We start from the raw sequence: 25,994 nt of genomic DNA, 5'->3' as shown, positions 1-25,994 counted from the left end.
ATGAACGAACCACATCCTGATCGGGCAACGATTCCACCAGTTCCAGAGGGCGTATCGCGCCCCCTGTGGTCGGTGATGATTCCAACCTATAATTGTGCCAATTATCTGCGCGAGACATTGGCGAGCGTGTTATCCCAAGATCCTGGCGCTGAAGTGATGCAAATTCAGGTAGTTGACGATCGCTCGACCCAGGACGATCCAGCAGCAGTGGTGGAAGAACTGGGACGGGGGCGCGTGGAGTTCTATCAACAGCCGCAGAATGTAGGCTATATCAAAAATTTTGCCACCTGCTTGCAGCGATCGCGCGGACACCTAATCCACCTGCTCCACGGTGACGATTGCGTGATGGATGGCTTCTACCGCAAAATCCAAGCTCTATTCGAGCAATATCCACAGATAGGCGCTGGCTTTTGCCGCCAAATTATTATGGACGATTGGGGGCATTGGCAGCGTTTCATCCCCCTGGAGCAAAACCAAAGCGGCATTCTGAATAATTGGTTAGAGCGAATTGCTACCGAACTAACGCTGCAAACTCCCGCGATGGTTGTCCGGCGGGAGGTTTACGAACAACTCGGTGGGTTTGATTGTCGCATGAAAAGCTGCGGCGAGGATTGGGAAATGTGGGTACGAATTGCCGCCCAATACTCAATCGCTTACGAAGTCGAGCCATTAGTACTTTACCGCGATCGCTCGAATTCGATCACCAAACGCTCGATCCGCACGGGTCAAAATATTCGCGATGTTCGTATGGCGACAGAGATTACTCGCGCTTATTTACCCCCACATATTGCTGGAGAACTATCCCGTAAAGCCGGATCGAGTTGGGCTGATTGGGCTTTTTACATCGCAGGGCAGATGATTGACAAGGGCGATGTCGTTGCAGCGATCGCTCAGATTCGTGAAGGACTTTTGTGCAGCCATAATCCGGCAGAAATCGCCTTAGCAGTTTGGTTAATGCTCAGGGCAAGTAAAAAGTGGCTGCAACAGACGGTACTCGAAGCATCGTTATTCAAACCCAAAACAAAATTTGCACAAGAAGAAATTAAATGCCATGATGCTAACTGAGTCGGACTTGCAGGGGGATGTTAACCCTATGGCTGACAAAATGGAACCAGCGATCGCTCTATTGCCTTGGGGCGATGTGTGGGAAGATTTTTTAGACAGCATCGGCGTTTCCCTGGAAACTTTCTGCACCGATGGCCCAGGTGGCTGGATGCTCGGTTACATGGATGGCTTGCGGCGAGTCGGAGTCCGAACCGTACTGATCTTAATCTCAGCTCGCGTGGATGCACCAGTGCGCTATGAATACGCCCCCACAGACTCTACAATTGTCGTTCTGCCGGTTCCCAAGGGCTACCGCGCCATTCGCCGCCAGATGCTCAACCCCAATCCTTATTTATCCTCTGGGAGTTTTGCAGAGGTTTTCGGCGACGTGGGCGGAGTTCGCCGTATTTGGTTGAAAATTCTGAATCAATTAGCACCCTATCTCGCTACACCATTAGGGTTGGTGGCTCAAGAATTGCGGCGCTACAATTGCAGTGCTATTTTTTGCCAGGATTACGAGTCTGCACGCTTCGACGCTTGCGTATTATTGGGGCGGCTAATGGGTTTGCCGGTGTTGGCAACGTTTCAGGGAGGTTCTTACGATCCGAATTTGTTGGCACGCTTTTTGCTGCGACGCTTGACTGTGCAAGCTTGTGGTGGTTTAGCGATTGGGCCGCAAACGGAAATTGAACGAGTTTGCCAAACTTATAATTTACCATCCGACAAAACCGCCCAAATCTTCAACCCGATAGATTTGGGTCTATGGAATGGGAGCGATCGCAATGAGGCACGAGAAAAGCTAGGTATCCCAGCTGAGGCTCAGGTAGTAGTGTGGCATGGACGGATTGAGTTTTCTACAAAACGTTTAGATTTATTGTTAGATGCCTGGGAGCAGATTTGCCGCCAACGGACAAATCGAGATTTGCGGCTGCATTTAATGGGAACGGGTCAAGACGCAGAAAAATTGCGCGATCGCATCGAGGCGCTGCCCATGAAGAATGTCTTATGGCTGGATAAATATGTCACTGACCGCACCGAAATCCAACGTTTTCTCTGTGCTGGCGATGTTTATGCCTTTCCATCGATTTATGAAGGCTTTCCAGTCGCACCGATTGAGGCAATGGCTTGCGGCTTGCCTTTGGTTGCCGCCGCCGCCTCTGGAGTTCCGGATATCTTGAAGCACGGCGAAGCTTCAGGCGGGCTAGTAGTGCCGCGCTCTGATGTAGCAGCGTTTACACTGGCTTTGGGTCGTATCCTAGACGACCCGGATTGGGGGCGCGAGTTGGGCAAGCGAGCCCGACGGCGAGTGGAGGAGTACTTTTCCCTGGAGGTCGTTGGGGGGCAATTACGGGACTTGATCTTGAAATCGGGTGGGTAACGAAACTTTGGAGGTAGCAGCAAGCTAAATGAAAATATCTTCCCGAACCCAATCTTATCTGCTGATAGCAATCCTGATTGTTGCGGCAATTTTGCGGTTCCGTCATATCAACCAACCCTTCATAGATTATTTCAGTTGGCGAGAAGCCAGCACGGCGATGATGGCGGATAACTTCTACCGCCGGAACTGGAATATCTTTTACCCGGAAATTAGCTGGGATGGCCCTGGCCCTAGTTACAACGGACGCGAGTTTCAAACTGTTAGCTATCTTGCTGCATTGCTTTATGTTGTTGTGGGTCAACATGACTGGGTTGGGCGTTCTGTAGCAGTAATGTTTGGTGTCTGGGGTATCTTTGCCCTTTATAAACTCATCAGTTGTGTTTGGGATCAAGAACATGCATTGATGGGGGCGGCAGTGATGGCGCTGTTACCTGGAAGTATCTATATCGAACGTCAATTTCTCCCCGATCCCGCAATGGTTGCCCTGGTTACAACTGGCTGCTGGCTTTTAGTTGCTTACTGCAAAACGGAACGCCTGCAATATTTGTTACTTGCTACTGCGATCGGTACTTGGGGCTTCTTAACAAAACTGACTGGCTTAGTTGTCGCGATTCCAATGATCTACGCGATGCTCGCCATCCTGGGTTGGAAACGCATCCTGCAACCGAAGAAGCTGTTGGCAATCGGTATGGCGGCAGTATTCAGCCTTGCGTTAGTTATTGCCTACTATCTCTGGGCAAGATATCTTTATCTGACTTATCCGCCACATCACTTTGCGGGAGCGGGTAGTTGGCTTTGGGATCACGGCTTGGCTAAATGGTTGAGCGAACAATATTACCTGCCAAAATTGTACGAGAGTTTGAACAGCTGGCTCTGGACAAAACCTGTAATTGTGCTTGTTTTTGTTGGTCTCGTGCTTCGCCCTCCCCAATGGAATGGTAATTCTGAATCGAATGTCGCTCAGATAAGCAGACACGAGGACGCAAGGACGCGGGGAGAGGCGGAAATTTTTGCTCAAAATCTCTCCGGGTTGCCGCGTTTGGCCCTCTCCGCGTCGGCTCAAACGATTAACTTAGTACCCAAGGCTGAGTCCGATCGACCGTTAGGAGATAATTCTGGTGCAACGTGGCTGTTTCACTGGTGGGTGTTTGGGTTGGCGATGTATTACTTGATTGGAGCGAAGCATCTTGTCGATCAGCCCTATAATTTTCACCTGATTAACCCGGCAGCAGCAGCACTGGCAGGACATGCCATTCTGGCGATCGCATCGTTGACCCATCGGATCGCGCGAACGCCCGCTTCAGTTGCAACCATCGCAGCCATCCTGCTGATTATCGGTGGACTTGGGCATCGCAATTTGTGGATTATGTACTACCCCTATGCTGAGCAAAGCTACAAACTGGGACTAGCACTGCGCCAAATCAGCCAACCAGGCGACCTTGTTGCCACCATACCCAATGAAATTGGCAATCCGATTGCCATCTACTACAGCCAGCGTCGTGGGTGGGTTTTTCCACCTGCCTGGTCAAACATTCCTTGGTGGGATGACCTACCCCAGGGTGAGGATAAAGCTTTAATTGCAGATTTAGATCAACTTCGCGCTCAGGGAGCTGATTGGCTAGGAATTGTTAACAAGCAAAAAAGTAAAATTTGGCAAAACAACCCCATCTTTGTAAAGTACATCCAGCGTACTTGCGAACTGAAACAAGAAAGCCCAGACTGGCTAATTTATCGCATCCTCCCCCAGAAGCAATGAACGAACAACATCCCTATCGCGCAACGCTTCCACCCGTCCCAGAGGGTGTATCTCGCCCCCTGTGGTCGGTAATGATTCCCACCTATAATTGTGCCAAGTATCTGCGCCAAACACTGGCTAGCGTTCTCGCCCAAGATCCTGGCGCTGAAGTGATGCAAATTGAGGTGGTTGACGATCGCTCGACTCAGGACGATCCAGCTGCAGTGGTGGAAGAACTGGGACGGGGGCGCGTGGGATTCTATCAGCAACCACAAAATGTAGGCCATGTCAAGAATTTTCAAACTTGCTTAGAGCGATCGCGCGGACACCTAATTCATCTTCTGCACGGTGACGACTGCGTGCGCCGTGGTTTCTATCGCAAGCTGCAACAAGCATTCGAGCAAAAGCCAGAAATAGGCGCTGCCTTCTGTCGCCAAATTTTGATGGATGAGCAAAGTCATTGGCAAAATCCCACTTGGTTGGAGCAACAAGAAAGTGGTGTTCTCAGTAATTGGTTAGAGCGAATCGCAGTTGAACAGCGCATTCAAACCCCTTCAATTGTTGTGCGACGCGAGGTATACGAAAAGCTTGGTGGGTTTGATAATCGTTTATCCTGGAGTGAGGATTGGGAAATGTGGGTACGCATTGCCGCAAACTACCCAGTTTGGTACGAAGTCGAGCCGCTAGCGCTATACCGAATGCACTCCAATTCCAGTAGCGGACGTCACATGCGTACAGGTGAAAACATGCGGGACGTGCGTCGGGCAATTGAGATTTTTCAATCCTATCTGCCCCAAACAAATGCTAACCAACTCGTCAATCAAGCCAGAGTAAACTGGGCATTAGACGCCATTGGATACACCGTCCCCCAAATGCTCGATCGAGAAGATTTAGCTGCGGCAACCATTCAAATTCAAGAAGCCCTAAAATGTAGTCGTTCCTTAAAAGTGATTCGGAGTTTAATACCCCTGATTTTGCGGATGGGGAAACAATTAATACTTAGGGAAGTAAAAAACAATTTCCGTGCAATCCTGACTTTTTGAGAAAATGTTTTTGAGCAAGTAATGAGTAAGGATGCCCTGATGAACAAACCCCTAGTTTCTTGTATCATTATCTTTTTCAATGGTGAGAAGTTTTTTGAGGAAGCCATTGAAAGCGTATTCGCTCAAAGCTATGACAACTGGGAACTCTTACTAGCCGATGATGGCTCAAGCGATCGCAGTACCGCCATTGCTCAAGCCTACGCTCAAAAATACCCTGACAAAGTGCGCTATCTTGAACACGAAAACCATCAAAATCGCGGTATGAGTGCAACCCGCAACTTAGGTATTCGTAACGCCAAAGGTCAATACATCGCTTTTCTGGATGCCGATGATGTCTGGTTACCTCACAAATTAGCTCGGCAGGTAGAAATCATCGAATCCCAGCCTGATGTAGGGATGGTTTATGGGCGCAGTCAATATTGGTTAAGCTGGACAGGTAACCCTGAAGATATTCAAAGAGACTACATTCCCGATGCTTATCTTTCACCGCAAATCTATCACCCACCAACGCTGTTAACCCAATGCTATCCTTTGGGACACGCTACGCCCCCACCACCTTCTGATATTATGTTACGACGGGAAATTATCGAACTTCTGGGCGGATTTGAGGCGGGGTATCAGGGAATTTATCAGTTATACGAAGATCAAGCTTTTTTTGCTAAGCTTTATCTTCAATATCCCGTTTTTGTTTCAGGTGAGTGTTGGGATAAATATCGGTTGCACCCAGATTCTTGCGGTTCAGTTGTGAACAAATCTGGAAACTATCAGATTGTCCGTCAGTTTTTCTTGAACTGGCTAGAAAATTATTTATCCGCTCAGAAAATCCAAGATGCTCAAGTCTGGAAGGCCCTTAACAACGCATTATTAGCCTATCGCAATCCCACATTGTTTAAGTTCAAAAAAATGATCGATCGCTCGAACGGACAAATCCGAGGGTTAGTGAAATCGCTGATCCCAAAATATTAGGTTCCATCAATTAATTATTAGGAGATTTTTGGCGTGAATTTAGATCGAATAGCAAAGCGGACATTACCAGACACTGCCTACCAATGGCTCAAAAATAAATTGCACGTTTATAGCGTCAGCCCGCCTTTGGGAATGGTGCGATGGGGCGATTTGCGACGCACAACACCGATCAGTTCAAATTGGGGCTTAGACCGTGGAGTGCCGATTGACCGCTACTACATTGAGAACTTTTTGTCCCGCCATTCTCAGGATGTTCGCGGGCGCGTGTTGGCAATTGGCGACGCCTACTACACTTACAAATTTGGTGCCACAAACGTAACTCAAAGTGATGTGCTTCACGTCGAAGAAGGGAACCCAGAAGCAACGATTGTGGGAGATTTAACTGATGCCCCCCAAATTCCTTCCGATACTTTTGACTGCTTTATCCTAGTGCAAACTCTTCAGCTAATATACGAAGTTCGCCTAGCAATCAAAACTGCCTATCGAATTTTGAAACCCGGTGGTGTTTTGCTCGTTACTATTCCTGGCATCACTTCATTAAACGATAGTGATTGGAGTAAATGTTGGTGCTGGAATTTTACCACTCTATCGGCAAAACGACTGTTGGAAGAAGTTTTTCCACCGGAAAACATTGAGATTGAAAGCTTTGGCAATGTCTTGTCAGCCACAGCATTTCTACAGGGATTGAGTACCCAAGAAATCCGAACCGATGAGTTAGATTATCGCGACCCTAGTTATCCAGTAGCGATCGCTATTCGGGCAGTGAAGCCAGAGGCATTAACATGAATTTCTTTAAGAATGCTGTTTACAAAATCCAAAAGCGATTCTCAGCCCAAAAAGCACCGATCTTGATGTATCACAGAATCGCCAAAGTAGATTTTGATCCCTGGTGTCTTTGTGTCACACCAGAACACTTCGCCCAACAACTAGAAGTTTTAACTAAATATGCCCACCCCATTAGCCTCAAACAATTCGTTCAAGCGCATCGGGATGGCAATATACCAGAAAGAGCAGTAGTTGTCACCTTTGATGACGGTTATGCAGATAATCTCTATCATGCCAAACCAATTCTAGAGTCCTATGGTATACCAGCAACTATCTTTGTCACGACTGGTTATATTGGAGGAGAGCGTGAGTTTTGGTGGGATGAATTAGAACGTTTGCTGCTACAACCGACAAATTTACCAGAAAAACTAAGTCTGAGTATTGATGGCAAGATTCATCAATGGGATGTAGGTCAAGCTAGTAATTATAGTCAAAAAGACTATCTACGAGATAGTAAGTTCGATCCTTGGAAAGCAAAACCAGGCTCTCGACTATTTTTCTTTTACTGTGTCTGGGATAAGATGCGATCGCTCTCAGACAATGAACAGTTCCGCATCCTCAAAGATATCCAATCCTGGAGCAACTCTGAGCAGAGTTCATTCCCATCCTATCGCCCTCTATCTCCTGAAGAATTAATCGATCTAGGCGCAAACAATCTCATAGAAATTGGCGCTCACACAGTTACACATCCCTGTCTCTCTGAACATTCAGAAACTGTTCAAAAAAATGAGATTCAAGACAGCAAAGTTTTCTTGGAAAACTTGCTCAATTATCCCATAACAAGTTTTTCTTATCCTTTTGGAAATCGCTCTGCTCAAACAGTTGAGCTAGCCCGAACTCTTGGGTTTGACTGTGCCTGTTCTACTGTTCAGGATAGTGCTTGGCAACAAAGCGACCGTTTTCAATTGCCTCGCTTTGCCGTCAAAAACTGGAATGGGGATAAATTTGCCAAACAACTATCGAGGTGGTTTTATGCTTGAACAGACAAATAAAAAACCCCTAGTTTCTTGCATTATCATATTTTTCAATGCCGGTGAAAAATTCTTCATTGAGGCCATAGAAAGTATATTCGCTCAAACCTATGATAACTGGGAACTTTTTCTGGCAGATGATGGCTCAACCGATGAAAGCACTTCTGTAGCCTTAAAATATGCCCAGAATTATCCCGAAAAAGTTTATTATCTAGAACACGAACAACATCAAAATCGGGGAATGAGCGCAACTCGCAATCTAGGTATTCGCCATGCTAAAGGAGAATACATTGCTTTTCTCGATGCTGATGATGTTTGGCTGCCACATAAATTGGAACAGCAAATAAATATTATTGAGAACTATCCAGAGGCTGCTATGCTATACGGTAGAACTCAGTTTTGGTTCAGTTGGTCTACTGATAATCCCTGCCGTTCGATATTTTCTTTGGCGGAGAACGAGCCAGATCCAATGACAATAACTAGCATTAAATTCGATCAACTTATCGCGCCACCGACGCAGCTCATTCTCTATTTGCAAGATAGAGATATCTATCCTTGTTCGTGCAGCATGATAGTCCGCAGTTCTACATTTAAAGATATGGGAGGGTTTGAAGAAGATTTCAGAAACGCCAATGAAGATATGGTTTTCCACTCGAAGGTTTTTCTGAAATATCCTGTATACGTTTCTAGCGAGTGTTGGGATCGATACCGAATGCATCCGAATAGTTACTGGCGAACTGCATGGAGAGAAGGAAAAGGACGCGAAGTAGAACAAGTTGGACGATTCAAATACCTAACTTGGTTAGAAAAATATTTGGTTGAGCAAGACATAAAAAATCCTCTGGTTTGGAAAAAACTTAACCAAGCATTTTTCCCCTATAGGCACCCAAAATTATTTAGATTGCTGAAAACTATTCAATATCCTTTCGTTTTATCGAGGGACATATATAGACAGGCAAGGAAAATGCTGAACTCGGCTTTGGTTGAGATTCGTTAAAAATTTGACAATCTTTGCTAATATGGTTTCAAGTTAACAATTATAACAAAAATAGCTAGAAGCATGAAAGTTTCTATCCTAATCAGAACCAAGAACGAGGAAGCTGCGATCGCTAAGACGCTTAATATTATCAGTAGTCAAACTCTTCAACCCTATGACATTATTGTCGTTGACTCTGGCTCTACCGATAAAACAGTAGAAATTGTGCGGCAATGGCAAAACATTAACTTGATCCAGATTAAGAGCGAAGATTTCACTTATGGAAAATCTTTAAACATTGGCTTCGAAGCAGCCAAAGGAGATGTTGTTATTTCTCTAAGCGCTCATGCATTTCCCAAAGATACGGATTGGTTGGAGATGCTGGTAAAACCATTTAACGATCCGAATGTGGCAGCTACCTATGGCAAACAGCTACCACATTTAGATGCTTGGCCACCAGTACGGCGAGACTACCTATCATACTATGGCGAGAGCATTCGAGTGCAAAATGATGCAAAAGATCCTGCGAACTTCTGCTTTTCTAACTCCAATTCAGCAGTACGTCGCAGTATATGGGAAACCCAACCATTTCATGAAACTCTATCCTATGCTGAGGATCAAGAATGGGCGGCTAATGTACTTCGCCTTGGATATAAAATTATCTATGAACCCCAAGCAACTGTTTACCATTCCCATAATGAATCTTTTTCAAAAGTTTATTTACGGTCTTATAACGAACATCGGGCTTACAAACAGCTTTACGGTGGGGATAAACATATGATTAGTAGTGCGATCGCATGGTATTATTTAGTCAAGGAAGATATCAAATTTATCTTGAAAAGTAAGAGCGATCTTAAGTGGCTCGTTTTGAGTCCAGTATATCGACTTTTTTATATACTTGGAAAGCTTAAGGCTTTTTATTCAATTTAATCTATATGCCATACTCATCAGATTCTCAAGCTACTATTGCTCAAAATCATCGCCTTTTTGATTTTACTTATCAATATCTTTGTCAAAATATATGAAAGCATTAATAATTATTCCCTCAACTAAACGTGGTGGAGTCGAAGAATATAGCTTAAAAATTGCCAAAACTGCTACTCAAGCCAAATGGGAAGTTAACGTAGCATTTCCTCCAACTGAAGGTATAAATTCTTTGATTGGAGATTTAGCTCGAGCTGGAATTAGTTATTACCCTTTAAGTATTGCAGAAACAGATATTCCTGGTTTTTTGGAAATCAGCAACAAGCATCAGTCTTTAATGCCGATTTTGAAAGAGTTAATTATTCCTCGTGTCAAATTTGATTTAAGTAAAATACCTCATTTTTTCAAAACTATACTTTTGTTAATTAAGCTTAAACCCAATGTTGTTATGATTGTTCTTCCCTGGCCTGATTTTGGCTTAGGAAGTATTCTCGCTTGTGGTTTTTTACAAATACCGACAGTTGTCGTTTTTCAGTTAGTACCTTATCCCCTAGCATTAAGTCCAATAAAATTAAAATTATATCAGTGGGCGCATCAGAGAAAGCAGCAATGGGTTGGAGTTTCTCTGAGTAATTGTCAGTCTATTAGTCAATCATTTCAAATTCCTAAAGAACAAGTATCTTGTATTTATAATGGCGCTGAAATTAAAGCCGAATTAGCTGAAGATATTAGCCAGCTACGCTATCAAGTTAGAAAGGAATTGCAATTATCTGAACAAACTAAAATTGCTCTCACCGTCGCGCGTTTAAGTAAGCAAAAAGGACATGATTTTTTAATTCCGGCTATTCCTCATTTAACGAGAGAATTTCCCGAGCTAAAATTTGTTTGGGTAGGAGATGGTGAAGAAAAACAATCCCTGCTTAATTTACTCAAACAATATAAAATTACAGAACAGGTTTTATGCTTGGGTTATCGTTCGGATATTCCGAGATTATTACAAGCGGCTGACTTATTTGTGTTTCCTACTTATTATGAAGGACAACCATTTGCATTACTCGAAGCAATGGCTTATGGCTTACCCGTAATTACAACTATTACTGATGGTATTCCCGAAGTAATTGAACATAAAATTCACGGTTTATTGGTTCGTAAGGGAGATAGTTGCGATCTACTAGAAGCAATCCGTTGGGCTTTACACAATTATAATATAATGCAAATAATGGCTGAAAATGCCCAATTAAGAGTCAAAGATTTTTCTGAGGATAAAATGCTTAAACAAACCTTAGATTTATTACAAAACTTAAGCTATAATAATTATTATGGTTAATTCTTCCCCAACTGATAATGCTCCTTTAGTTTCGGTAATTATCCCTGCTTACAATGCCCAGAGATTTATTGAGAGAACTTTAAAATCAGTTCTTGCTCAAACTTATGATAATCTTGAAGTAATAGTAGTCGATGATGGCTCTCAAGATCGAACTGCTGAGATAGTTCAGTCAATTGCGAAACTCGATGGGCGAGTTAGGCTGTTGCAACAGCCTAATGCTGGAGTAGCAGCAGCGCGTAACTTAGCAATTCAAAAGTCTAGAGGAGAATTTATTGCGCCAATTGATGCAGATGATATCTGGTATCCTGAGAATCTAGAAAAACAGGTAAAGTGTATGATTAAATCTGATTCTTCAGTTGGCCTTGTATATTCTTGGTCAGTTGATATTAATGAAGATGATTTTCTCACTGGTGGTTTTCATGCTTCTGCACAGGAAGGAAAAGTTTATCTGCCGTTATTATGGCACAATTTTATAGGTAATGGTAGTGCTGTTTTAATCCGCAGAACTTGTTTAGAAAAAGTGGGGGGCTATAATAATGAACAGTTGAAAGATGAACATTCTCATGGTTCTGAAGACTGGGAACTTTACCTGCGTATTGCTGAATGTTATCAATTTGGAGTAGTACCAGAATTTCTGATTGGCTATCGTAAAAATTCTTTGAGTACGTCTTATAAGGATGCATCTATGGTCAAATTTTATGAGTTACTCATGCAGATGATTCGTCAAAAACATCCAGAAATTCCTGAGCAAATTTATCATTGGTCTGGCAGTAATTTTTATCTTTATTTAGCTTATCAAAGTTTTGAATCCAGCAAATATTCCAATAGTTTAACTTGGCTGTACAAATCTTTACAGCTAGATTTAACCATGACGCTTTTACGTCACGATATCTATATTTTAACTATGAAAAATTTATATCAAATGTTTATGCAATATATAAAATATGGTTTTTTAACTAAAAATTTTTATACAAGAAAAATAAAAAAAAGTTATCCAAAAAAACCTATAAATCTTAATTTAAATGATATGTATAAACTGGTCAAAATCAGGGAATTAGTTCCTTACAAACTGTATGAAAAATACCGCTTTCAAAAATTGGATAAAAACTAATAATTGTTAAAAATACCCAGCAAATTACTTTTACTTTATCTATGACTATTCCTAAAATTCGGACTCTTTTTATTACAAAAATGACATATCCGCCATTAGGTGGTGTGCCGATGCGTAATTGGCAAAATATTAATATAATGATGAATTTTGGCCCGGTTGCGGTATTTTCAGTGTTTAATGAAGACTCTAGCAATGAAGCGATTGAAGGTGTAACTATCTGGCATCATTATAATGTTGCTAAACATCCTTCACTTTGGCTAAGGTTACAACGTGGTATTTGGTGGTTACGCCTACTAGGATTAAATGATTACTGGGCATATCTCCAGCCTGCGGCAGCACAATTAAACGAGATAATGAAAAGCTTTCAGCCTGATGTAGTCATCATTGAGGAATTATGGCTATATCACTATTTATCAGTTGTGCAAAAATATCAATGTCAAATAATTTTTGATGATCATAATGTAGAGGCTTCTCTTTTTGAAACACTCAGATGTTCTGTTGCCAGTGTCAGAAGTTGGGCTAGAAAAAAACTGCATCTCCCGCAAATCAAGTTTACAGAAAATGATTTAATTAGAAAATCCGCTCAAGTATGGGTTTGCAGCAAGCAAGATAAAAATTCGTTAGAAAAATTATATGGGGCAATTCCTCATAGTTATTTAGTGCCCAATGGGATTAATTTAAAATATTATGATTGTGTAGGTTTGGGTGAATGTGAACCGGCGATTGGATTGCAAAAAAGCCAATTAAATATCTTATTTACTGGGCATTTTGGCTATGTTCCAAATAGTGAAGCGGCTGAGTTACTAATTAACCAGATATACCCAAAAGTTCGACAAGTTTATCCAGATAGTCGCCTGCTATTAGTAGGACGTGGTGCAAATCAATTTATGTATGATGCAGCAAAACAAAATTCTAATATTATCGTCACAGGAGAGGTGGAAGATATTCGACCTTATCTAGCTGGTGCAAGTGTTATGATTGTGCCTCTGTATAAAGGAGGGGGAACAAGGTTTAAAATTTTAGAAGCCTTTGCCGCAGGTTGTCCGGTAATCAGTACCACTAAAGGGGCTGAAGGTTTAAACGCTGAAAATGGTGTGCATTTATTACTCGGAGATGATGTGGAAAGTATGACTGAGGCTATTGTAAAACTGTGGTTAGATCGTGCCTTACAGGAAAAATTGGCAAATAATGCTTATGATTTAGTACAATCAAAATATTCTTGGGAAGCGGTAGCTGAAAATATTAAATTCGCTATGGCTGATTTAAGCAAACATAAACAATTTTAAATTATTTATGTTTGCTTAAATCAGCCAAACAAGTTATTGTATTCCAAATTTGTGAGGAAATTAATTATATTTTTAATCTAGTGGTAATTGAAGTAATTATTAGATTAGGCAATATGCAAAATGAACTATAAAATAGTATAATAAAATTAAGAAATCACAAATAACAGTCAACTAGAGTTTATCAGTATAGAATTATGCACTTTATTGTCACTGGCGGATCCGGTTTTATTGGATCTCACGTTACCGAACAGCTTTTATCAGAAGGCTACAGCGTCACAGTCGTTGATAATCTGACGACAGGTCGGCTACAAAATTTAACCAAACATCCTCGGAGCAAATTCCTCAAAAAAGACATTTCTGCCTGTAAACCGGAAGATTTTCCAGAGCAAATTGATGGTATTGCCCATTTAGCTGCGACTCCCTCGGTAACAGAATCTTGGTTGCATCCCCTAGAGGCTCATCATAACAATATTTCTGCAACAATTTCTGTAATGCAGCTAATTCAGGCTTTGAAGGTTCCTCGTCTAGTTTTTGCCAGTTCTGCTGCGGTTTATGGTAACCCTATTCAAGTGCCGATCTCAGAAGATCATCCTACTTCCCCGCTTTCTCCCTACGGCTTGCAAAAACTGGTGTGCGAACAGTATGCCAATTTGTTTGCTAAATCCTTTGATTTTTCGTTTGTAGGGTTACGCATGTTTAACGTGTTTGGTCCCCGCCAAGTTCCTAACTCGCCCTACTCTGGAGTGATTTCGATTTTTGTGTCAGCAATGCAGCAGAATTTACCGATTACTATCTATGGGGATGGGACGCAAACGCGGGATTTTGTGTATGTTAAGGATGTGGCGATCGCATTTACCAAAGCCTTAACCCTCTCCCTTGCTCCTGGTTCCTGCTTAAGTTGTAATTTAGGTACGGGTAAAGCTATAACTCTACTCGAACTTGTTGACATCTTAAAAGCTCACTTTCCCCAGTGGAAATCGCAAGTTAGATTTGCCCCTGCACGTTTAGGTGACATCCAGCATTCACTCGCTGATATTTCCAAAATATCTTCTGTTCTCAACTTTGTTCCTCAGTGGTCATTAGAGTCAGCTATGCCATTTTTAATTGCCTCATTTTCGGAATAATTATTGGCTTGACTGTAATTAAAACGAGCAATTTACTAATTAACTCAAGTTGCTAGTTACATCGCTTGGCAAATCAACCCGGTTTCTCTGAAAAATCGTGGGTTTGACAGGGAGAAATCTACTCATAAACCGGGTTGCTGACGCCAAAGAAACTTTGGCGCTCTGAAAAATCGTGGGTTTGACGCTAAAGAAACTTTGGCGCTCTGAAAAATCGTGGGTTTGACAGGGAGAAATCTACTCATAAACCGGGTTGATGACTCAAGAGTAGACTGCCAATCAATCCAATTACCAATTACCAATTACCAATTACCAATGTCACAACCTATTACCTAGCAACTTGAGTTAATTAATGTGTAGGTTAGGTTAAGCTAAAGTTGAAATAAAAGGTAACAGGATCGTGAGTAACAAGCCATTAGTCTCTGTCATCACTATATTCTGGAATGAAGAGAAGTTTATCGAGGAAGCAATTGAGAGCGTATTTGCCCAAACCTATGACAACTGGGAACTCTTGCTTGTAGACGATGCCTCTACCGATGGGAGTGCTGCGATCGCTCGTCGCTATGCAGACCAACACTCGGAGAAGGTATACTATCTCGAGCATGAGGGTCGCCAAAATCGAGGCATGAGTGCTTCGCGCAACTTAGGTGTTCGTCATGCTAAGGGTAAGTATATCGCTTTCTTAGACGGTGATGATGTTTGGTTGCCCAATAAACTTGAACAGCAGGTAGCAATCCTGGAATCCCAGCCTGAGGCTGCGATGCTCTATGGGCGTACTCAATTTTGGTACAGTTGGACGGGAGATGCTGAAAGCCTCAAAAAAGGCGACCATTTAACCCGATTGGGGATCAAATCCAATACACTGGTGAAGCCGCCAAATCTGCTCAAACTCTTTTTACAAGATGAAAGCACCAAAGCATCTAGCTCTAGTGTCCTCATAAAGCGCGAAGTATTTGAAAAGATCGGTGAATTTGAAGAGACTTTCCGCGACCTCTACTCAGACATGGTTTTTTATACCAAAGTCTATCTTCAAGAACCTGTATTTGTGGCAGGTAGTTGTTGGGACAGGTCTCGACATCACTCAAAGAATAGCTCGATTATCTCAGTAAAAACAGGGAAAATCTATTCGGAGCGTCAGAATTTCCTCAAATGGGTAGAACAGTATTTGTTAGAACGCAATGTCAAGGATACTGAAATCTGGCAAGCTCTACAAAGTCAGCTGTGGGCTTGCCAACATCCGATACTATTTCGCTTGTTACAACTTGTCCGAGATCCCATCAAGTTTATCAATTGGCTAGAAGGACAAATAGAAATAGCGCCGAGACAGCTAGTTCCCCTCCTGCTTTGGCTAAAAACTCAAAAACAGACTTATAAAAATTGGCCCGCAGTGGGTTGGGTGAATTTGGGCAGCTTCCAACGCTTGACCCCCATCAGCTCAGTTTTTGGCATCGACCGAGGACAGCCGATTGACCGATACTATATTGAGAACTTTCTTGCTAGTCATGCTGATGACATTCGAGGTCGCGTGCTGGAGATTGGAGACCCCTACTACACAATGAAATTTGGGGGCGATCGCGTCACCCGCAGCGACGTTCTGCACGCCGTAGAAGGTAACCCCTATGCAACTATTGTCGGCGATTTAGCTGAGGCAGACTCTATTTTATCCGATACCTTTGACTGCCTGATCCTGACACAAACGCTTCAATTTATTTACGATTTGCGAACTACTTTGAAGACGATCTATCGCATCCTAAAACCAGGGGGAGTTGCGCTAGTAACTCTTCCAAGCATTACCCAACTCTGCGATTCTCAATGGAATTATTGCTGGCACTGGGGTTTCACAAGTGTATCTGCACAGCGGCTGTTTGAAGAAGTTTTTCCCAAGGATAACGTTCAGGTGGAAACTTATGGAAATGTGCTGGCAGCTACTGCCTTTTTGCAAGGAATGGCAGCTAAGGAACTGAAAAAACAAGCGTTGGATTACCGCGACCCTAGTTACCAAGTTTCAATCGTAGTTAGAGCTGTCAAACCAGAAATAACACCATGAAGATACTTGGAAGTAGCCTGCACATGGCCGTTGGGCGGATACAAAAATGATTTGTGTCATCTAACCCACATGCCGCACCCTCAACTGTCACAATCGGTTTTTTCGGAATTATAGGCAAGAACCGCGTAACTTTTGAGACTGTTTAACCTAGAAAATATTCTTCCTGTTGCCTGTTGCCAGATGAGCTTTTGCCTAAAAATCTGTAGTATGACACTTGAGGGTGCGGAATGTAAGTTTTAATTGCTTCTTTTTCACGTAAGTCCTGTCGGATCAATTCTCGTTTTTCCGCACAAACCCGGCTTTAATTCCCTGCTCTGGATCGCGCAGTTTTACATAGTCTTCAATCTTAAACCCACAAGGTAATTCTGATCTCCAACATAGACTCCCAGGCTTGGGAGAAAAATAGGTTATACCGTTTACTTGTTTTCGTAATAATTCTCCTTCGGGTAGCTGAGGTGGTAAAAGAAGTTGCGATTGAGTTGCTTTATTAAACAATAAAATGCTAGTCAGGGTCGCTAAAGAAAGAGTAACTCCCAGAAAAACTTTCCTAAAATCTCTGCTTTGATAATAAGCAGTAAATCTCTCGGCAATTTGATGCCAAATCTGACCCAACTTTTTTCGGCAATAGATAGCCATTGATAAAGCAGGCAGAATAATTAAATACCCCAGTGCAAATCTGAAAAAAGGCGCTGTGAACATTAAAAATGTAATTCCTGAAGCGGCTAATGCTATTAACCAAAGTTGTCCGCGATTTTGATGATTTGCGCTTCGCACGATGTAGATAGAACATATAATTGAGATGATAATTAGCAAAGCCATGACTTGGTGTAATTTGGCATCATTAAACCACTGCCACAACAACCAGAAAATAGAATTTTTTTCTGGTTGTTGTGATGCATACCAACTTGTCCACTCATGAGTACCTTTGGCAGCACCCTTGGCTGCTTTTGCTGTTAAAGACCAAGGTAAATCGACGCACAAAAAAGTTGCGGGAAAAACCGGGCATCCAGAGGTAATAATTCCGAAACTAAACATGGGTAAAAGCAGCAAAACAGTTAGAGCAACACCCATCAAAATTCGTCGGAAATTCAATCCCTTGCCGACAACATAAAAAATCCCTGATATCAATAATAAAGGTAGGGCAGTTGGCTTCATTGTCACTGCCCCAGCTGCAAGAATTATTGGTATCGTTTTAGCATCTAAAATATTTTTCACTTCCTGTAATGGCAACGTTATGGGATGGGAAATTATCAAAATTGCCCAAGCTATAACTAGAGTGAAAAAAAGGATAGGTAAATCGGGAGAAGGCGATACCAAAATCACCGCCATCAGATTATTTGTAGCGACGAATGGTAAAATAATACCCGAATAAATTACTACGAAACAATCGCTGATTTGGGCTTGATTTGTGAAAGTTTGCGCTAGACAAATTAGGAAATGCAATAAAGCGATTAAAAAGACAAAACCATTGGCGATCGCAGTGACGCGAGAATCGAAAATATCAGCATTCCAAGGGGCGGCGAAGGCAAACCAGGATGAGGTAAAACCCAGGTTGCTATGAACCAGCGCTAACCCTGGAACAGCGCCAAATTGAGCTAACCATTTAATCGCACCATAATGGTAAAGACCCGTGTCAATCCACGTTACCTGTCGAGTGGTTAAAGCAGCGACACCGAGGGCTGAAATCAAATATCCGAAAATTAACCGGGGAGATAGGTTGGATATAAGCGCGAAAAGTTCATTCCAGGTTTTTTGTAATAAAAAAGACCCTAAAATAAGAGACAAAATAATTATTCCCCCCACCGAGGGAGATAAGGGAAAAACTAGGGATGTTGCCAGCAGGGAAATTGCCAGGATAACTACTCCCAGCCAAACTGAAATTGTAAAGCGATCGCCTACTCGCTCAAAACAGTCTGCTCGCAACAAATTTAGCAAAGCCGTTCCTATCGAACAGCAAGCAATAATCAGTAAGGTCCAAGCAAAAATAAAGTAGAGCATTGGGGATTGGGGATGGATGAATATACGACTATATTGCCCAATCTGGGGCGCGAAAATTAACATCATTTGGGATCATCTCCAAATTTAAGCCCCACCCGATGCCCAAGCATCCGATGGGGTCTAAATTTGGTCAAGAATACAGGACACTGACTATCTAGGTCTGTAACCAGTATCCTGAATATAATCGCGACTGGCGCGCGCCGGATCGACCCCTTCGTTGCGAACCCGACGCCGCAAGTCACCGATATCTGGAGATGCTTTCACTGCTTCATCGCCGCTAATCTTGCCCATTAGCACCAAATCGCACAGTGCTTGGTTGAGAACTTGCATTCCCTCATCGGAACCGTTTTCGATTAAGTGGAAAGCTTCTTCATCGTTACCCTTAGCGAGGAAATCTTGCATCGCCGGGGTATTGATTAAGATTTCGTGCGCCGCACAGCGCCGACCATCGGTTGTCTGAAGCAAGATTTGGGCAACGACTGCTATCAAAGCCTCGGCAATCATGATCCGCTTCGATTGCTGTTCATCTGGATTATAGACGTTGAGCAAACGATTAACGGTATTGATGGCGCTGTTGGTGTGCAGGGTTCCGAATACCAAGTGACCTGTTTGGGCAGCTTTGAGCGCGGTGTCAATCGTGATCCGATCGCGCATTTCCCCAATCAATATCACATCCGGGTCTTCCCGCAACACCGCCCGCAGCGCATCGTGGAAATCGTGGGTGTGCAAACCTACTTCCCGCTGAGAAATTAGGCACTTTTGCGACGTGTGTACAAACTCGATCGGGTCTTCAATTGTAACGATGTGTTTACTCATCGTCTCGTTCATGTAGCGAATCATCGCCGCAATCGAAGTTGATTTCCCCGAACCCGTCGGTCCCGTTACCAGAATCAGTCCCTGGGGGCGCTGTACGATATCCTTCATCACCAACGGCAATCCCAAGCTATCAATCGAAGGCACATCCAACGGGATTAACCGCAGCACCAGCGCGCCACCCAACAGCGCTTCAAAACAATTCACCCGACAGCGCACCAAACCGGGGTAGTAAATCGCCGTATCCAGTTCGTGGGTGTCGGCAAAGGTTTGTCTTTGCTTAGGCGTCAAAATTTCAGCTAGATACTGTTCAAACAACTCTGGCGTCACTTTATCGTGATTTCCCAGCGGCATCATCTGACCGCGTATCCGATATCTAGGCACTTCTCCCACCCGGATGTGAATGTCAGAAGCTTGCTGACTAGCTGCGTGTCTCACCATCCGTTCAATAGATGGAACCATCTGGCGCTGGCGGGGTGGTTGTGGCTGTGCTTGAGCAGGCGGTACTGGTGGTGGCTCAGATTCGTTAAACCGGGTGCGAGGTGTTGTTGAACCGTTCATAGTCTTTTTGTTTTGGCTAGCATGTAAACTGAAACTGGTAGACCTGCCTGGAGGAGCTATAAAAACGGTAATGCTTACTAAAAAGTTCAAGCACCAATGCACAGGCCAGTCGTAACTCTATTCAAATTCTATTCAGTGTTTACACGGTTGTGGCATTTTCTTTTGCATTTTATTCAAAAATTTTGTTACAAAAATTACAGATTTATATCTGATTATCTGCTATGAAAATCGTTGCTCGGATGGCAGACTGGTTAGAAACCCGCTGGGTGAACCCCGCTTACAACGGTTGGGTGTTTTTAGGGTTCGCGCTGAGCTTCTTTGGTTCTGCGATCAATACAATGGCTGGATGGCTTTATGTTATCAGCGGGATTAGTTTTGCGCTGTTGATAATGGCGGCAGTGTTACCCGCGCGATCGCTCAAAGGCATATCTATCCAACGGTATCCCATCCAACCCATCAGCGCTGGCGACCACCTCAACATTGAATTAGAAATCAAAAATCAGAGCAACCAACCGAAAACCCTGCTGCAAGTCCAAGATACGATACCTTTTATCCTGGGTCAGCCGGTACAACAAGTCATCGAAACCATAGCACCCCAAGAAAGTTACCGCTGGGTTTACCATCACCCCACCACCCGCCGGGGCGTATATCGCTGGCATACAGTACAGTTAAGAACTGCAACGCCTTTAGGTTTATTTTGGTGTCGGCGACAGCGCCAAGTTGCAGCGACGGCGATCGTTTATCCTACCGTATTGTCCTTGACGAGCTGTCCGCTGATGGATGAAATGGGACAACAAGAAACGCCGCAATATGAAAGCCGCGATCGCCGCTCTAAATCTACCACCGAAGACTTGACGCGATCGCTCAGACCCTACCGTTGGGGCGACCCCATCCGCCTCGTCCATTGGAAAACCAGCGCCCGTTACGGCGAATTAAGGGTGCGCGAATTAGAAGTCTTTACCGGCGGACAAGAACCTATTATCTGTCTCGATAGTGCATTCGCTTGGCAGAAAGAAGACTTTGAAAGCGCCGTCATCGCCGCCGCTTCGCTTTACTTCTACGCCAGTCGCTGTCAGTTAAACGCTAAACTCTGGACAGCAGGAACTGGTTTAGTACATGGTAACCGCGTCGTTTTAGAAGCATTGGCATCTGTGGAAGCACCAGAAGAAGCAACGGCAAATAATTTACCCAATCAACCCTTAATTTGGCTGACGCAAACCCCGCAAACCCTTAAATCTCTTCCCGCCGGGAGTCGATATATCCTTTGGCCTTCACGAGTATTAACTCAGGATAAAAATAGCTTCCATCAAGACCGATCTGGCTACACGATCGATCCAGAACGATCGCTGCAACTGCAATTGCAATCCCCATTATCGCGGTTTGCCACTTAGTGGAATACACCCAAAGGGCGAAGCATTTGGACAGGCTACCAACCCAAGCTGGGACAGAAAGACCTCTCCCCCAAACCCTCTCCTGCAAGGAGAGGGGAGTCTTTCTCCCCTGAGGAGAGAAAATTTAAGGTGTAATATCACGTCCGGTAGTAGGGGCGGGTTTTACCAACCACTGAGTGGAACCACGAGATATTTCTAGGACTTACGGAGGACGATCCTAGAAACCGGGTTTCTGCGTAGATCTTTAGCTGACAAAGCCACGATTTTTCCAAGAAACTTTGGTGTTTGCGTAAGTCCTGAGGGATTCACGCTGAGGCTGACACAGAGACAGGACTTATGCAAGGGCATTGCCAGAAACCCGGTTTCGACCGTCGTTCGCGAAGCGTCGGGTATGCATATCTCTGGTTGCCAAACCAAGGATTTTTCATATCACCCTTGTTTCTTTGCCTGGGTCCTAAGAGAGATGAGGCTGGTCCCAGAAATCAGGTTTGACCTGCTGGCGACCAGTGACCCAATTGTAGATTTCTAAAGTCTTGCGAGCCTTGGCATCCCATGAATAGTAGGTTATGGCGTGGTGGTGTGCTGCGCGTCCTAAGTGTGCAACGCGGTCGGGATCTTTGACGAGGTGTTCTAGTTCTTCTGTAAAACGCAACACAAGATGGTTCAAGTCTGCCATAGGGATTTTAACCCCCCGATCTGGCTGCACCAGCGTCGCAGGTCCGCCGTAGTCAACCACAACGCAAGCCATGCCGCAGGCCATTGCTTCAACAACCACCCCAGCGCCCAATTCACAAATAGAAGGAAAGGCAAAGATATCAGCTTGGCGCATCAGTACTCCGACCTCGGCTTGGGTTTTTTGACCCAGTAACTCAACGCACCTCCCCAGACCTTGCGCTTCAATCATCTGCTCAAGTCTTGGACGCGCAGGTCCAGAGCCAACGATGAGAAGTCTGTGTTGCCGCAGAATTGAGCTGCCAGCGAAAGCGCGAATAACGACTTCTGGCAATTTGTAGGGAACTAGCCGCCCGACAAACAGGATGGTCATCTGCTCCTGCTTGGGTCTGGAAGTCAGGGTAAACAGATCTGGATCGAGGCCGGGGTCGGGAAAGTTGATTGTCTTCAATTTCGCCACAGTCGGCAATTCGGCGATGCTGTGATCGAAACCCGCAAGAATAGCAGCCGAACATTTATACGTGGACTGATAGTAAGGCATCAATTTGTAAGCTTTGCGGAAGTATCTCAGCCATTCCCGCCCGCGATCGATCTCAGCTTTGAACTCTTCAGGCCAAGGCAGACCGCCGTTAATCGGCCCGATCAAGAAAGGAACCCTGCTCCAGCTTGCTATCGGACTCGGTATCGTTGGTGACAGTGGGCTGACCCGGTGAACGACATCGAATTGCCCATTTCGCAAATCTTGGCGAAAGTGTTTCCAGGCCGCCCACTCGAAGGCTAGATAGCTGGGATAACCCATCGCCGTTTTAATTGTCATGCCCATGTTCGCACCACCACTCATCGCTTCCGCTAGCTTGTAAAGGGGGGCAGCGATCTTTTCTGTATCTAGATAAACGACTCTGGCCTTGCCCATTCCGTCTCGGTCGATGTTTGGCTTATTCCGAATTTGCGTAACAACCACAACATCAATGTAATTAGCGATGGTGCGGGCAAACTTGTAAGTCCAGGCTGGTATAGAAGGCCAGTCAGGATTGCAATCATTCGCAAGGAGTAGCGCGCGCAGACCCAGAGCGTTTTCTTTGTTCTTTACCATAAAATACAACTGTGCAAACACCAAAAAAAACTGAAGCAAGTAGATTGGTGACTCAATATCTATAATCATATTTACATAAAACCGAGAATATGGTATAGTAGGAAAAAATATTTTTTTAACCAGATATATTTAGAGACCTTTGCCTGCAAAGGCTTCAAGAGTATAGCTAAAGACCAAAAAATTATGAGTGTGACACAATACACTAAGTAGACCCCCATAAACCAACAAAAAATCAGGGAAATTTAATTAGTAAATTTAATCAAATATGTAAGTGTTATTTAACAGTAACTAAACCTACGAACTATAGGCCGGTCTAGATAAACCAAAAGTACTACGATAAAATTCAAGATATCGAGAGAGAAAGCGATCGCCATGAACACTGCCGAAACCGAAAGCAACGTATCAACGGACAAAAACCTAGAAGCAATGCGGAAATTCTCCGAACAGTACGCCAAAAGTACCGGAACATATTTCTGCGTTGACCCCGCCGTCACAGCGGTGGTAATTGAAGGACTGGCGAAGCACAAAGACGAACTTGGGTCACCCCTTTGTCCCTGTCGTCACTACGAAGACAAAGAAGCCGAAGTCAAAGCCGCCTTCTGGAACTGTCCTTGCGTTCCCATGCGCGAACGCAAAGAATGTCACTGCATGTTATTCCTCACTCCAGACAACGACTTCGCTGGTGAAATCCAGGAAATTAGCATCGCAACAATCAAAGAAGTAAGAGGCAACATGGGATAACCTTGACATAATTTTAGATTTTAGATTTTAGATTTTGGATTGAATAAATTGAGCCAATGTTAAATCTGAAATCTGAAATCTGAAATCTGAAATTTTCATTATGAGCGAAACCGTGCCGCAACAATTCTCCGAAGGCGTAGAACAATTTAACCAAGGCGAATTCTACGCCTGTCACGATACACTTGAGGCTCTGTGGATGGAATCTACAGAGCCAGATAAAACCTTTTATCAGGGCATCTTGCAAATAGCAGTTGCCCTCTATCATTTAGGTAACAAAAACTGGCGGGGATCCGCAATTTTATTAGGAGAAGGTATTAATCGATTGCGGTATTACCAGCCAATTTATGCTGATATAAATGTAGAAGAATTAATTGTACAAAGTAGCGATTTATTAATAGCTTTACAACAAAGTGGATCCGAAAATATCGGTGAATTTGTCGAATATTTCCAAAAAAATGGCACTTATAGGGGCAGCGATGGAGATTTGCCAATGCCAAAAATACTGAAAGTAATGCCGGGTTAAATTAGTTCTCTTTGTTAGGGGTCAAGTTTTCTCTGGTTCTAGCGATTGTTGTTGGTGTGCTTGATGCAATTCCAGGAATTGGAGCCACGTTGGGCGTAATTATCGCTCTTCTGTCACTCTGATGAGAGTATAATTAGGGAAAACAGCTTATGGATAAGCCACGTCCAGCTCGACCAACCCTCAATTTTGTAGATGTATATGGCGCTGACATCTGAAATCTGTTTTCAGATGTCAGAAGTTTTGAGGCTTTTAAACATCTGCATATAGGGATGATATCTGAGCAAATGGGATTTGAAATAGAATTGATACTAGCAGATAGTTTGTCCGGAGAAAGTGAAACGACTTTTTTAGGATGCTTAGAAGAATTAAAACTGAATTTTATTGTAGCTATTAGAAGTAACCATGGTGTCTGGTTGCCTGATGAACAGAAGGTTGGACAGAACCGTTGGCGCACGGCTGTTGCGGCTAATTTGTAAGCGGTTTGCATGTCGATCATGGCGTTCACCTCCTTAATTTTTAGACCTCTGGCAAAAGTTCTGTTCAGATCGTTTGAAGGGCGGGCGGGACGCCCACCCCACAAGAAATTTTCTATTTTTGTGGGGTGGGCATCCTGCCTGACCCAGTTATTTTTGCCAGAGTTATTTTATGTTTTATCCGGCTTTTGCTGGTTTTTTGTTTGGATTTTTTTTGCTATTTCTTGGGGCGATACGTAGGTTTTTTCAGCGGGATATTCTTGGGCAAGTTGCTGTTGGACTGCTTGCGCGATCGCTTGATAAACTTCTTTCAGTTCGCTCATAACATTACCTCCAAATTGATTGGCGTTTCCGTGGGAAAAGCTTTATGCTAGTTTGATGGTTGTCGGTAAATTTGTTTCTGGGTCTATCTCCCCGTGAAAATTCTCGCCGTAGTAAGCTGCTTCAACTGTAATTCTACCAATGATGTGACGGTTAAATTCTGCCAATTCTTCAGCAGGTATCCACAATTCCTGATGAATTCGGCTACCAACGGTTTGAACTTCAAATTTGTTGGCGTAGTCGGATTCGACTTCAAACTTAGTCACGAAGCCAGCAAAACTATTGCTTTTTGTATTCCAGTTTCTTGCTATCTGCTCGGCATATTCAAAATTGAGGACTGGATAAAAAATGGGCTGTTCGGGAAGTCGAGGGGGAAATGCTTTAAAGTCGGATTGAGCGATTAATTCGAGTTCTTTTAATCCGACTGGACGGTAGAGTATCATTGGTTTAACTTGCGGCTGCTATTTTACTATTTTATTAAGTAGGGTGCGTTAACGAAGTGTAACGCACCATGTAGGTTGGTGCGTTACGGCGCGGATTTTCATTTTTTGCCAAAGTAGCAACATTAAATGCCGCGCCTAACGCACCCTACAGTAATTACTCAATATCTTCGCCTAGTATATACCGGACAAAGCGACGAACTTGGATGCTTTC

General features: G+C 43.7%; 22 protein-coding genes and 1 pseudogene. 18 read left to right on the top strand and 5 right to left on the bottom strand.

Annotated elements, in window-relative coordinates; all coding sequences use genetic code 11:
* From ACE1CM_RS47690 to ACE1CM_RS47625, 14 genes are all read left to right on the top strand, one after another.
* A complete protein-coding gene (locus ACE1CM_RS47690) occupies positions 1–1,065 on the top strand; it encodes a glycosyltransferase family 2 protein (protein WP_374886648.1) in 1,065 nt (354 codons plus the stop codon).
* Complete coding sequence (locus ACE1CM_RS47685; protein WP_374886647.1) at positions 1,052–2,422, top strand: glycosyltransferase family 4 protein; 1,371 nt, start codon at positions 1,052–1,054, stop codon at positions 2,420–2,422. The genes ACE1CM_RS47690 and ACE1CM_RS47685 overlap by 14 nt, the downstream gene beginning before the upstream one ends.
* Before the next feature lie 28 nt (positions 2,423–2,450).
* The gene (locus ACE1CM_RS47680; protein WP_374886646.1) at positions 2,451–4,178 is read left to right on the top strand and encodes a glycosyltransferase family 39 protein; all 1,728 of its coding nucleotides are present in this window, start codon (positions 2,451–2,453) and stop codon (positions 4,176–4,178) included.
* Entirely contained in the window at positions 4,175–5,200 is a 1,026-nt protein-coding gene (locus ACE1CM_RS47675) for a glycosyltransferase family 2 protein (RefSeq protein ID WP_374886645.1), read from the top strand. The genes ACE1CM_RS47680 and ACE1CM_RS47675 overlap by 4 nt, the downstream gene beginning before the upstream one ends.
* A gap of 21 nt (positions 5,201–5,221) precedes the next feature.
* Complete coding sequence (locus ACE1CM_RS47670) at positions 5,222–6,166, top strand: glycosyltransferase family 2 protein (protein ID WP_374886644.1); 945 nt, start codon at positions 5,222–5,224, stop codon at positions 6,164–6,166.
* Positions 6,167–6,199: 33 nt separating this feature from the next.
* Positions 6,200–6,952, top strand: a complete 753-nt coding sequence (locus ACE1CM_RS47665) for a methyltransferase domain-containing protein (RefSeq protein ID WP_374886643.1) — start codon at positions 6,200–6,202, stop codon at positions 6,950–6,952.
* Complete coding sequence (locus ACE1CM_RS47660) at positions 6,949–7,971, top strand: polysaccharide deacetylase family protein (protein ID WP_374886642.1); 1,023 nt, start codon at positions 6,949–6,951, stop codon at positions 7,969–7,971. Before ACE1CM_RS47665 ends, ACE1CM_RS47660 begins: the two co-directional genes overlap by 4 nt.
* Entirely contained in the window at positions 7,964–8,959 is a 996-nt protein-coding gene (locus ACE1CM_RS47655) for a glycosyltransferase family 2 protein (protein ID WP_374886641.1), read from the top strand. Before ACE1CM_RS47660 ends, ACE1CM_RS47655 begins: the two co-directional genes overlap by 8 nt.
* Before the next feature lie 63 nt (positions 8,960–9,022).
* Entirely contained in the window at positions 9,023–9,868 is an 846-nt protein-coding gene (locus ACE1CM_RS47650) for a glycosyltransferase (RefSeq protein ID WP_374886640.1), read from the top strand.
* A gap of 91 nt (positions 9,869–9,959) precedes the next feature.
* The gene (locus ACE1CM_RS47645) at positions 9,960–11,189 is read left to right on the top strand and encodes a glycosyltransferase (RefSeq protein WP_374886639.1); all 1,230 of its coding nucleotides are present in this window, start codon (positions 9,960–9,962) and stop codon (positions 11,187–11,189) included.
* Positions 11,182–12,300: a glycosyltransferase family 2 protein gene (locus tag ACE1CM_RS47640; protein WP_374886638.1), complete on the top strand. Its 1,119-nt coding sequence runs from the start codon at positions 11,182–11,184 to the stop codon at positions 12,298–12,300. The genes ACE1CM_RS47645 and ACE1CM_RS47640 overlap by 8 nt, the downstream gene beginning before the upstream one ends.
* A 41-nt stretch (positions 12,301–12,341) precedes the next feature.
* Positions 12,342–13,586: a glycosyltransferase family 4 protein gene (locus tag ACE1CM_RS47635; protein WP_374886637.1), complete on the top strand. Its 1,245-nt coding sequence runs from the start codon at positions 12,342–12,344 to the stop codon at positions 13,584–13,586.
* A 194-nt stretch (positions 13,587–13,780) separates the two neighbouring features.
* Entirely contained in the window at positions 13,781–14,710 is a 930-nt protein-coding gene (locus ACE1CM_RS47630) for an NAD-dependent epimerase/dehydratase family protein (RefSeq protein WP_374886636.1), read from the top strand.
* A 397-nt stretch (positions 14,711–15,107) separates the two neighbouring features.
* Entirely contained in the window at positions 15,108–16,754 is a 1,647-nt protein-coding gene (locus ACE1CM_RS47625) for a glycosyltransferase (protein WP_374886635.1), read from the top strand.
* Between the two features lie 270 nt (positions 16,755–17,024).
* Here ACE1CM_RS47625 and ACE1CM_RS47620 read toward each other — a convergent pair whose 3' ends face one another.
* Both ACE1CM_RS47620 and ACE1CM_RS47615 read right to left on the bottom strand, forming a co-directional pair.
* Positions 17,025–18,818 (bottom strand): LIC_10190 family membrane protein, encoded by a 1,794-nt coding sequence (locus ACE1CM_RS47620; RefSeq protein WP_374886634.1) that lies wholly within the window; start codon positions 18,816–18,818, stop codon positions 17,025–17,027.
* An 84-nt stretch (positions 18,819–18,902) separates the two neighbouring features.
* Positions 18,903–20,126: a type IV pilus twitching motility protein PilT gene (locus tag ACE1CM_RS47615; protein ID WP_373872737.1), complete on the bottom strand. Its 1,224-nt coding sequence runs from the start codon at positions 20,124–20,126 to the stop codon at positions 18,903–18,905.
* Positions 20,127–20,347: 221 nt separating this feature from the next.
* Between ACE1CM_RS47615 and ACE1CM_RS47610 the strand changes: the two genes are divergently transcribed.
* Entirely contained in the window at positions 20,348–21,517 is a 1,170-nt protein-coding gene (locus ACE1CM_RS47610) for a DUF58 domain-containing protein (RefSeq protein WP_374886633.1), read from the top strand.
* Between the two features lie 454 nt (positions 21,518–21,971).
* Here ACE1CM_RS47610 and ACE1CM_RS47605 read toward each other — a convergent pair whose 3' ends face one another.
* Positions 21,972–23,282, bottom strand: coding sequence for a glycosyltransferase family 4 protein (locus ACE1CM_RS47605; protein ID WP_374886632.1), 1,311 nt, complete (start codon positions 23,280–23,282; stop codon positions 21,972–21,974).
* A gap of 372 nt (positions 23,283–23,654) precedes the next feature.
* Between ACE1CM_RS47605 and ACE1CM_RS47600 the strand changes: the two genes are divergently transcribed.
* From ACE1CM_RS47600 to ACE1CM_RS47590, 3 genes and pseudogenes are all read left to right on the top strand, one after another.
* A complete protein-coding gene (locus ACE1CM_RS47600; protein ID WP_374886631.1) occupies positions 23,655–24,023 on the top strand; it encodes a ferredoxin thioredoxin reductase catalytic beta subunit in 369 nt (122 codons plus the stop codon).
* A gap of 100 nt (positions 24,024–24,123) precedes the next feature.
* Positions 24,124–24,546, top strand: a complete 423-nt coding sequence (locus ACE1CM_RS47595) for a DUF309 domain-containing protein (protein ID WP_374886630.1) — start codon at positions 24,124–24,126, stop codon at positions 24,544–24,546.
* Positions 24,547–24,815: 269 nt separating this feature from the next.
* Positions 24,816–24,995, top strand: a pseudogene (locus ACE1CM_RS47590) (IS701 family transposase); the annotation flags it as partial.
* A gap of 194 nt (positions 24,996–25,189) precedes the next feature.
* Here ACE1CM_RS47590 and ACE1CM_RS47585 read toward each other — a convergent pair.
* Positions 25,190–25,342: a hypothetical protein gene (locus tag ACE1CM_RS47585; protein WP_226573879.1), complete on the bottom strand. Its 153-nt coding sequence runs from the start codon at positions 25,340–25,342 to the stop codon at positions 25,190–25,192.
* Positions 25,343–25,384: 42 nt separating this feature from the next.
* Positions 25,385–25,783 carry a hypothetical protein gene (locus tag ACE1CM_RS47580; RefSeq protein ID WP_374886629.1) on the bottom strand — a complete coding sequence of 133 codons (399 nt, stop codon included), beginning with the start codon at positions 25,781–25,783 and terminating at the stop codon, positions 25,385–25,387.
* Positions 25,784–25,994: the final 211 nt, after the last annotated feature.

This window comes from Microseira sp. BLCC-F43 (genome assembly GCF_041929235.1).
GTDB lineage: Bacteria > Cyanobacteriota > Cyanobacteriia > Cyanobacteriales > Aerosakkonemataceae > Microseira.
The sequence above is the reverse complement of the archived record's forward strand: the minus strand, read 5'-3'. Positions and strand labels throughout refer to the sequence as shown.

What these genes read in the sequence shown, in the direction of transcription:
- ACE1CM_RS47605 (WP_374886632.1), bottom strand. Translation starts at nt 23,282, where the DNA reads ATGGTAAAGAACAAAGAAAACGCTCTGGGTCTGCGCGCGCTACTCCTT.
- ACE1CM_RS47600 (WP_374886631.1), top strand. Translation starts at nt 23,655, where the DNA reads ATGAACACTGCCGAAACCGAAAGCAACGTATCAACGGACAAAAACCTA.
- ACE1CM_RS47640 (WP_374886638.1), top strand. Translation starts at nt 11,182, where the DNA reads ATGGTTAATTCTTCCCCAACTGATAATGCTCCTTTAGTTTCGGTAATT.
- ACE1CM_RS47595 (WP_374886630.1), top strand. Translation starts at nt 24,124, where the DNA reads ATGAGCGAAACCGTGCCGCAACAATTCTCCGAAGGCGTAGAACAATTT.
- ACE1CM_RS47670 (WP_374886644.1), top strand. Translation starts at nt 5,222, where the DNA reads ATGAGTAAGGATGCCCTGATGAACAAACCCCTAGTTTCTTGTATCATT.
- ACE1CM_RS47635 (WP_374886637.1), top strand. Translation starts at nt 12,342, where the DNA reads ATGACTATTCCTAAAATTCGGACTCTTTTTATTACAAAAATGACATAT.
- ACE1CM_RS47675 (WP_374886645.1), top strand. Translation starts at nt 4,175, where the DNA reads ATGAACGAACAACATCCCTATCGCGCAACGCTTCCACCCGTCCCAGAG.
- ACE1CM_RS47645 (WP_374886639.1), top strand. Translation starts at nt 9,960, where the DNA reads ATGAAAGCATTAATAATTATTCCCTCAACTAAACGTGGTGGAGTCGAA.
- ACE1CM_RS47630 (WP_374886636.1), top strand. Translation starts at nt 13,781, where the DNA reads ATGCACTTTATTGTCACTGGCGGATCCGGTTTTATTGGATCTCACGTT.
- ACE1CM_RS47680 (WP_374886646.1), top strand. Translation starts at nt 2,451, where the DNA reads ATGAAAATATCTTCCCGAACCCAATCTTATCTGCTGATAGCAATCCTG.
- ACE1CM_RS47660 (WP_374886642.1), top strand. Translation starts at nt 6,949, where the DNA reads ATGAATTTCTTTAAGAATGCTGTTTACAAAATCCAAAAGCGATTCTCA.
- ACE1CM_RS47585 (WP_226573879.1), bottom strand. Translation starts at nt 25,342, where the DNA reads ATGAGCGAACTGAAAGAAGTTTATCAAGCGATCGCGCAAGCAGTCCAA.
- ACE1CM_RS47615 (WP_373872737.1), bottom strand. Translation starts at nt 20,126, where the DNA reads ATGAACGGTTCAACAACACCTCGCACCCGGTTTAACGAATCTGAGCCA.
- ACE1CM_RS47610 (WP_374886633.1), top strand. Translation starts at nt 20,348, where the DNA reads ATGAAAATCGTTGCTCGGATGGCAGACTGGTTAGAAACCCGCTGGGTG.
- ACE1CM_RS47655 (WP_374886641.1), top strand. Translation starts at nt 7,964, where the DNA reads ATGCTTGAACAGACAAATAAAAAACCCCTAGTTTCTTGCATTATCATA.
- ACE1CM_RS47685 (WP_374886647.1), top strand. Translation starts at nt 1,052, where the DNA reads ATGATGCTAACTGAGTCGGACTTGCAGGGGGATGTTAACCCTATGGCT.
- ACE1CM_RS47690 (WP_374886648.1), top strand. Translation starts at nt 1, where the DNA reads ATGAACGAACCACATCCTGATCGGGCAACGATTCCACCAGTTCCAGAG.
- ACE1CM_RS47620 (WP_374886634.1), bottom strand. Translation starts at nt 18,818, where the DNA reads ATGATGTTAATTTTCGCGCCCCAGATTGGGCAATATAGTCGTATATTC.
- ACE1CM_RS47580 (WP_374886629.1), bottom strand. Translation starts at nt 25,783, where the DNA reads ATGATACTCTACCGTCCAGTCGGATTAAAAGAACTCGAATTAATCGCT.
- ACE1CM_RS47650 (WP_374886640.1), top strand. Translation starts at nt 9,023, where the DNA reads ATGAAAGTTTCTATCCTAATCAGAACCAAGAACGAGGAAGCTGCGATC.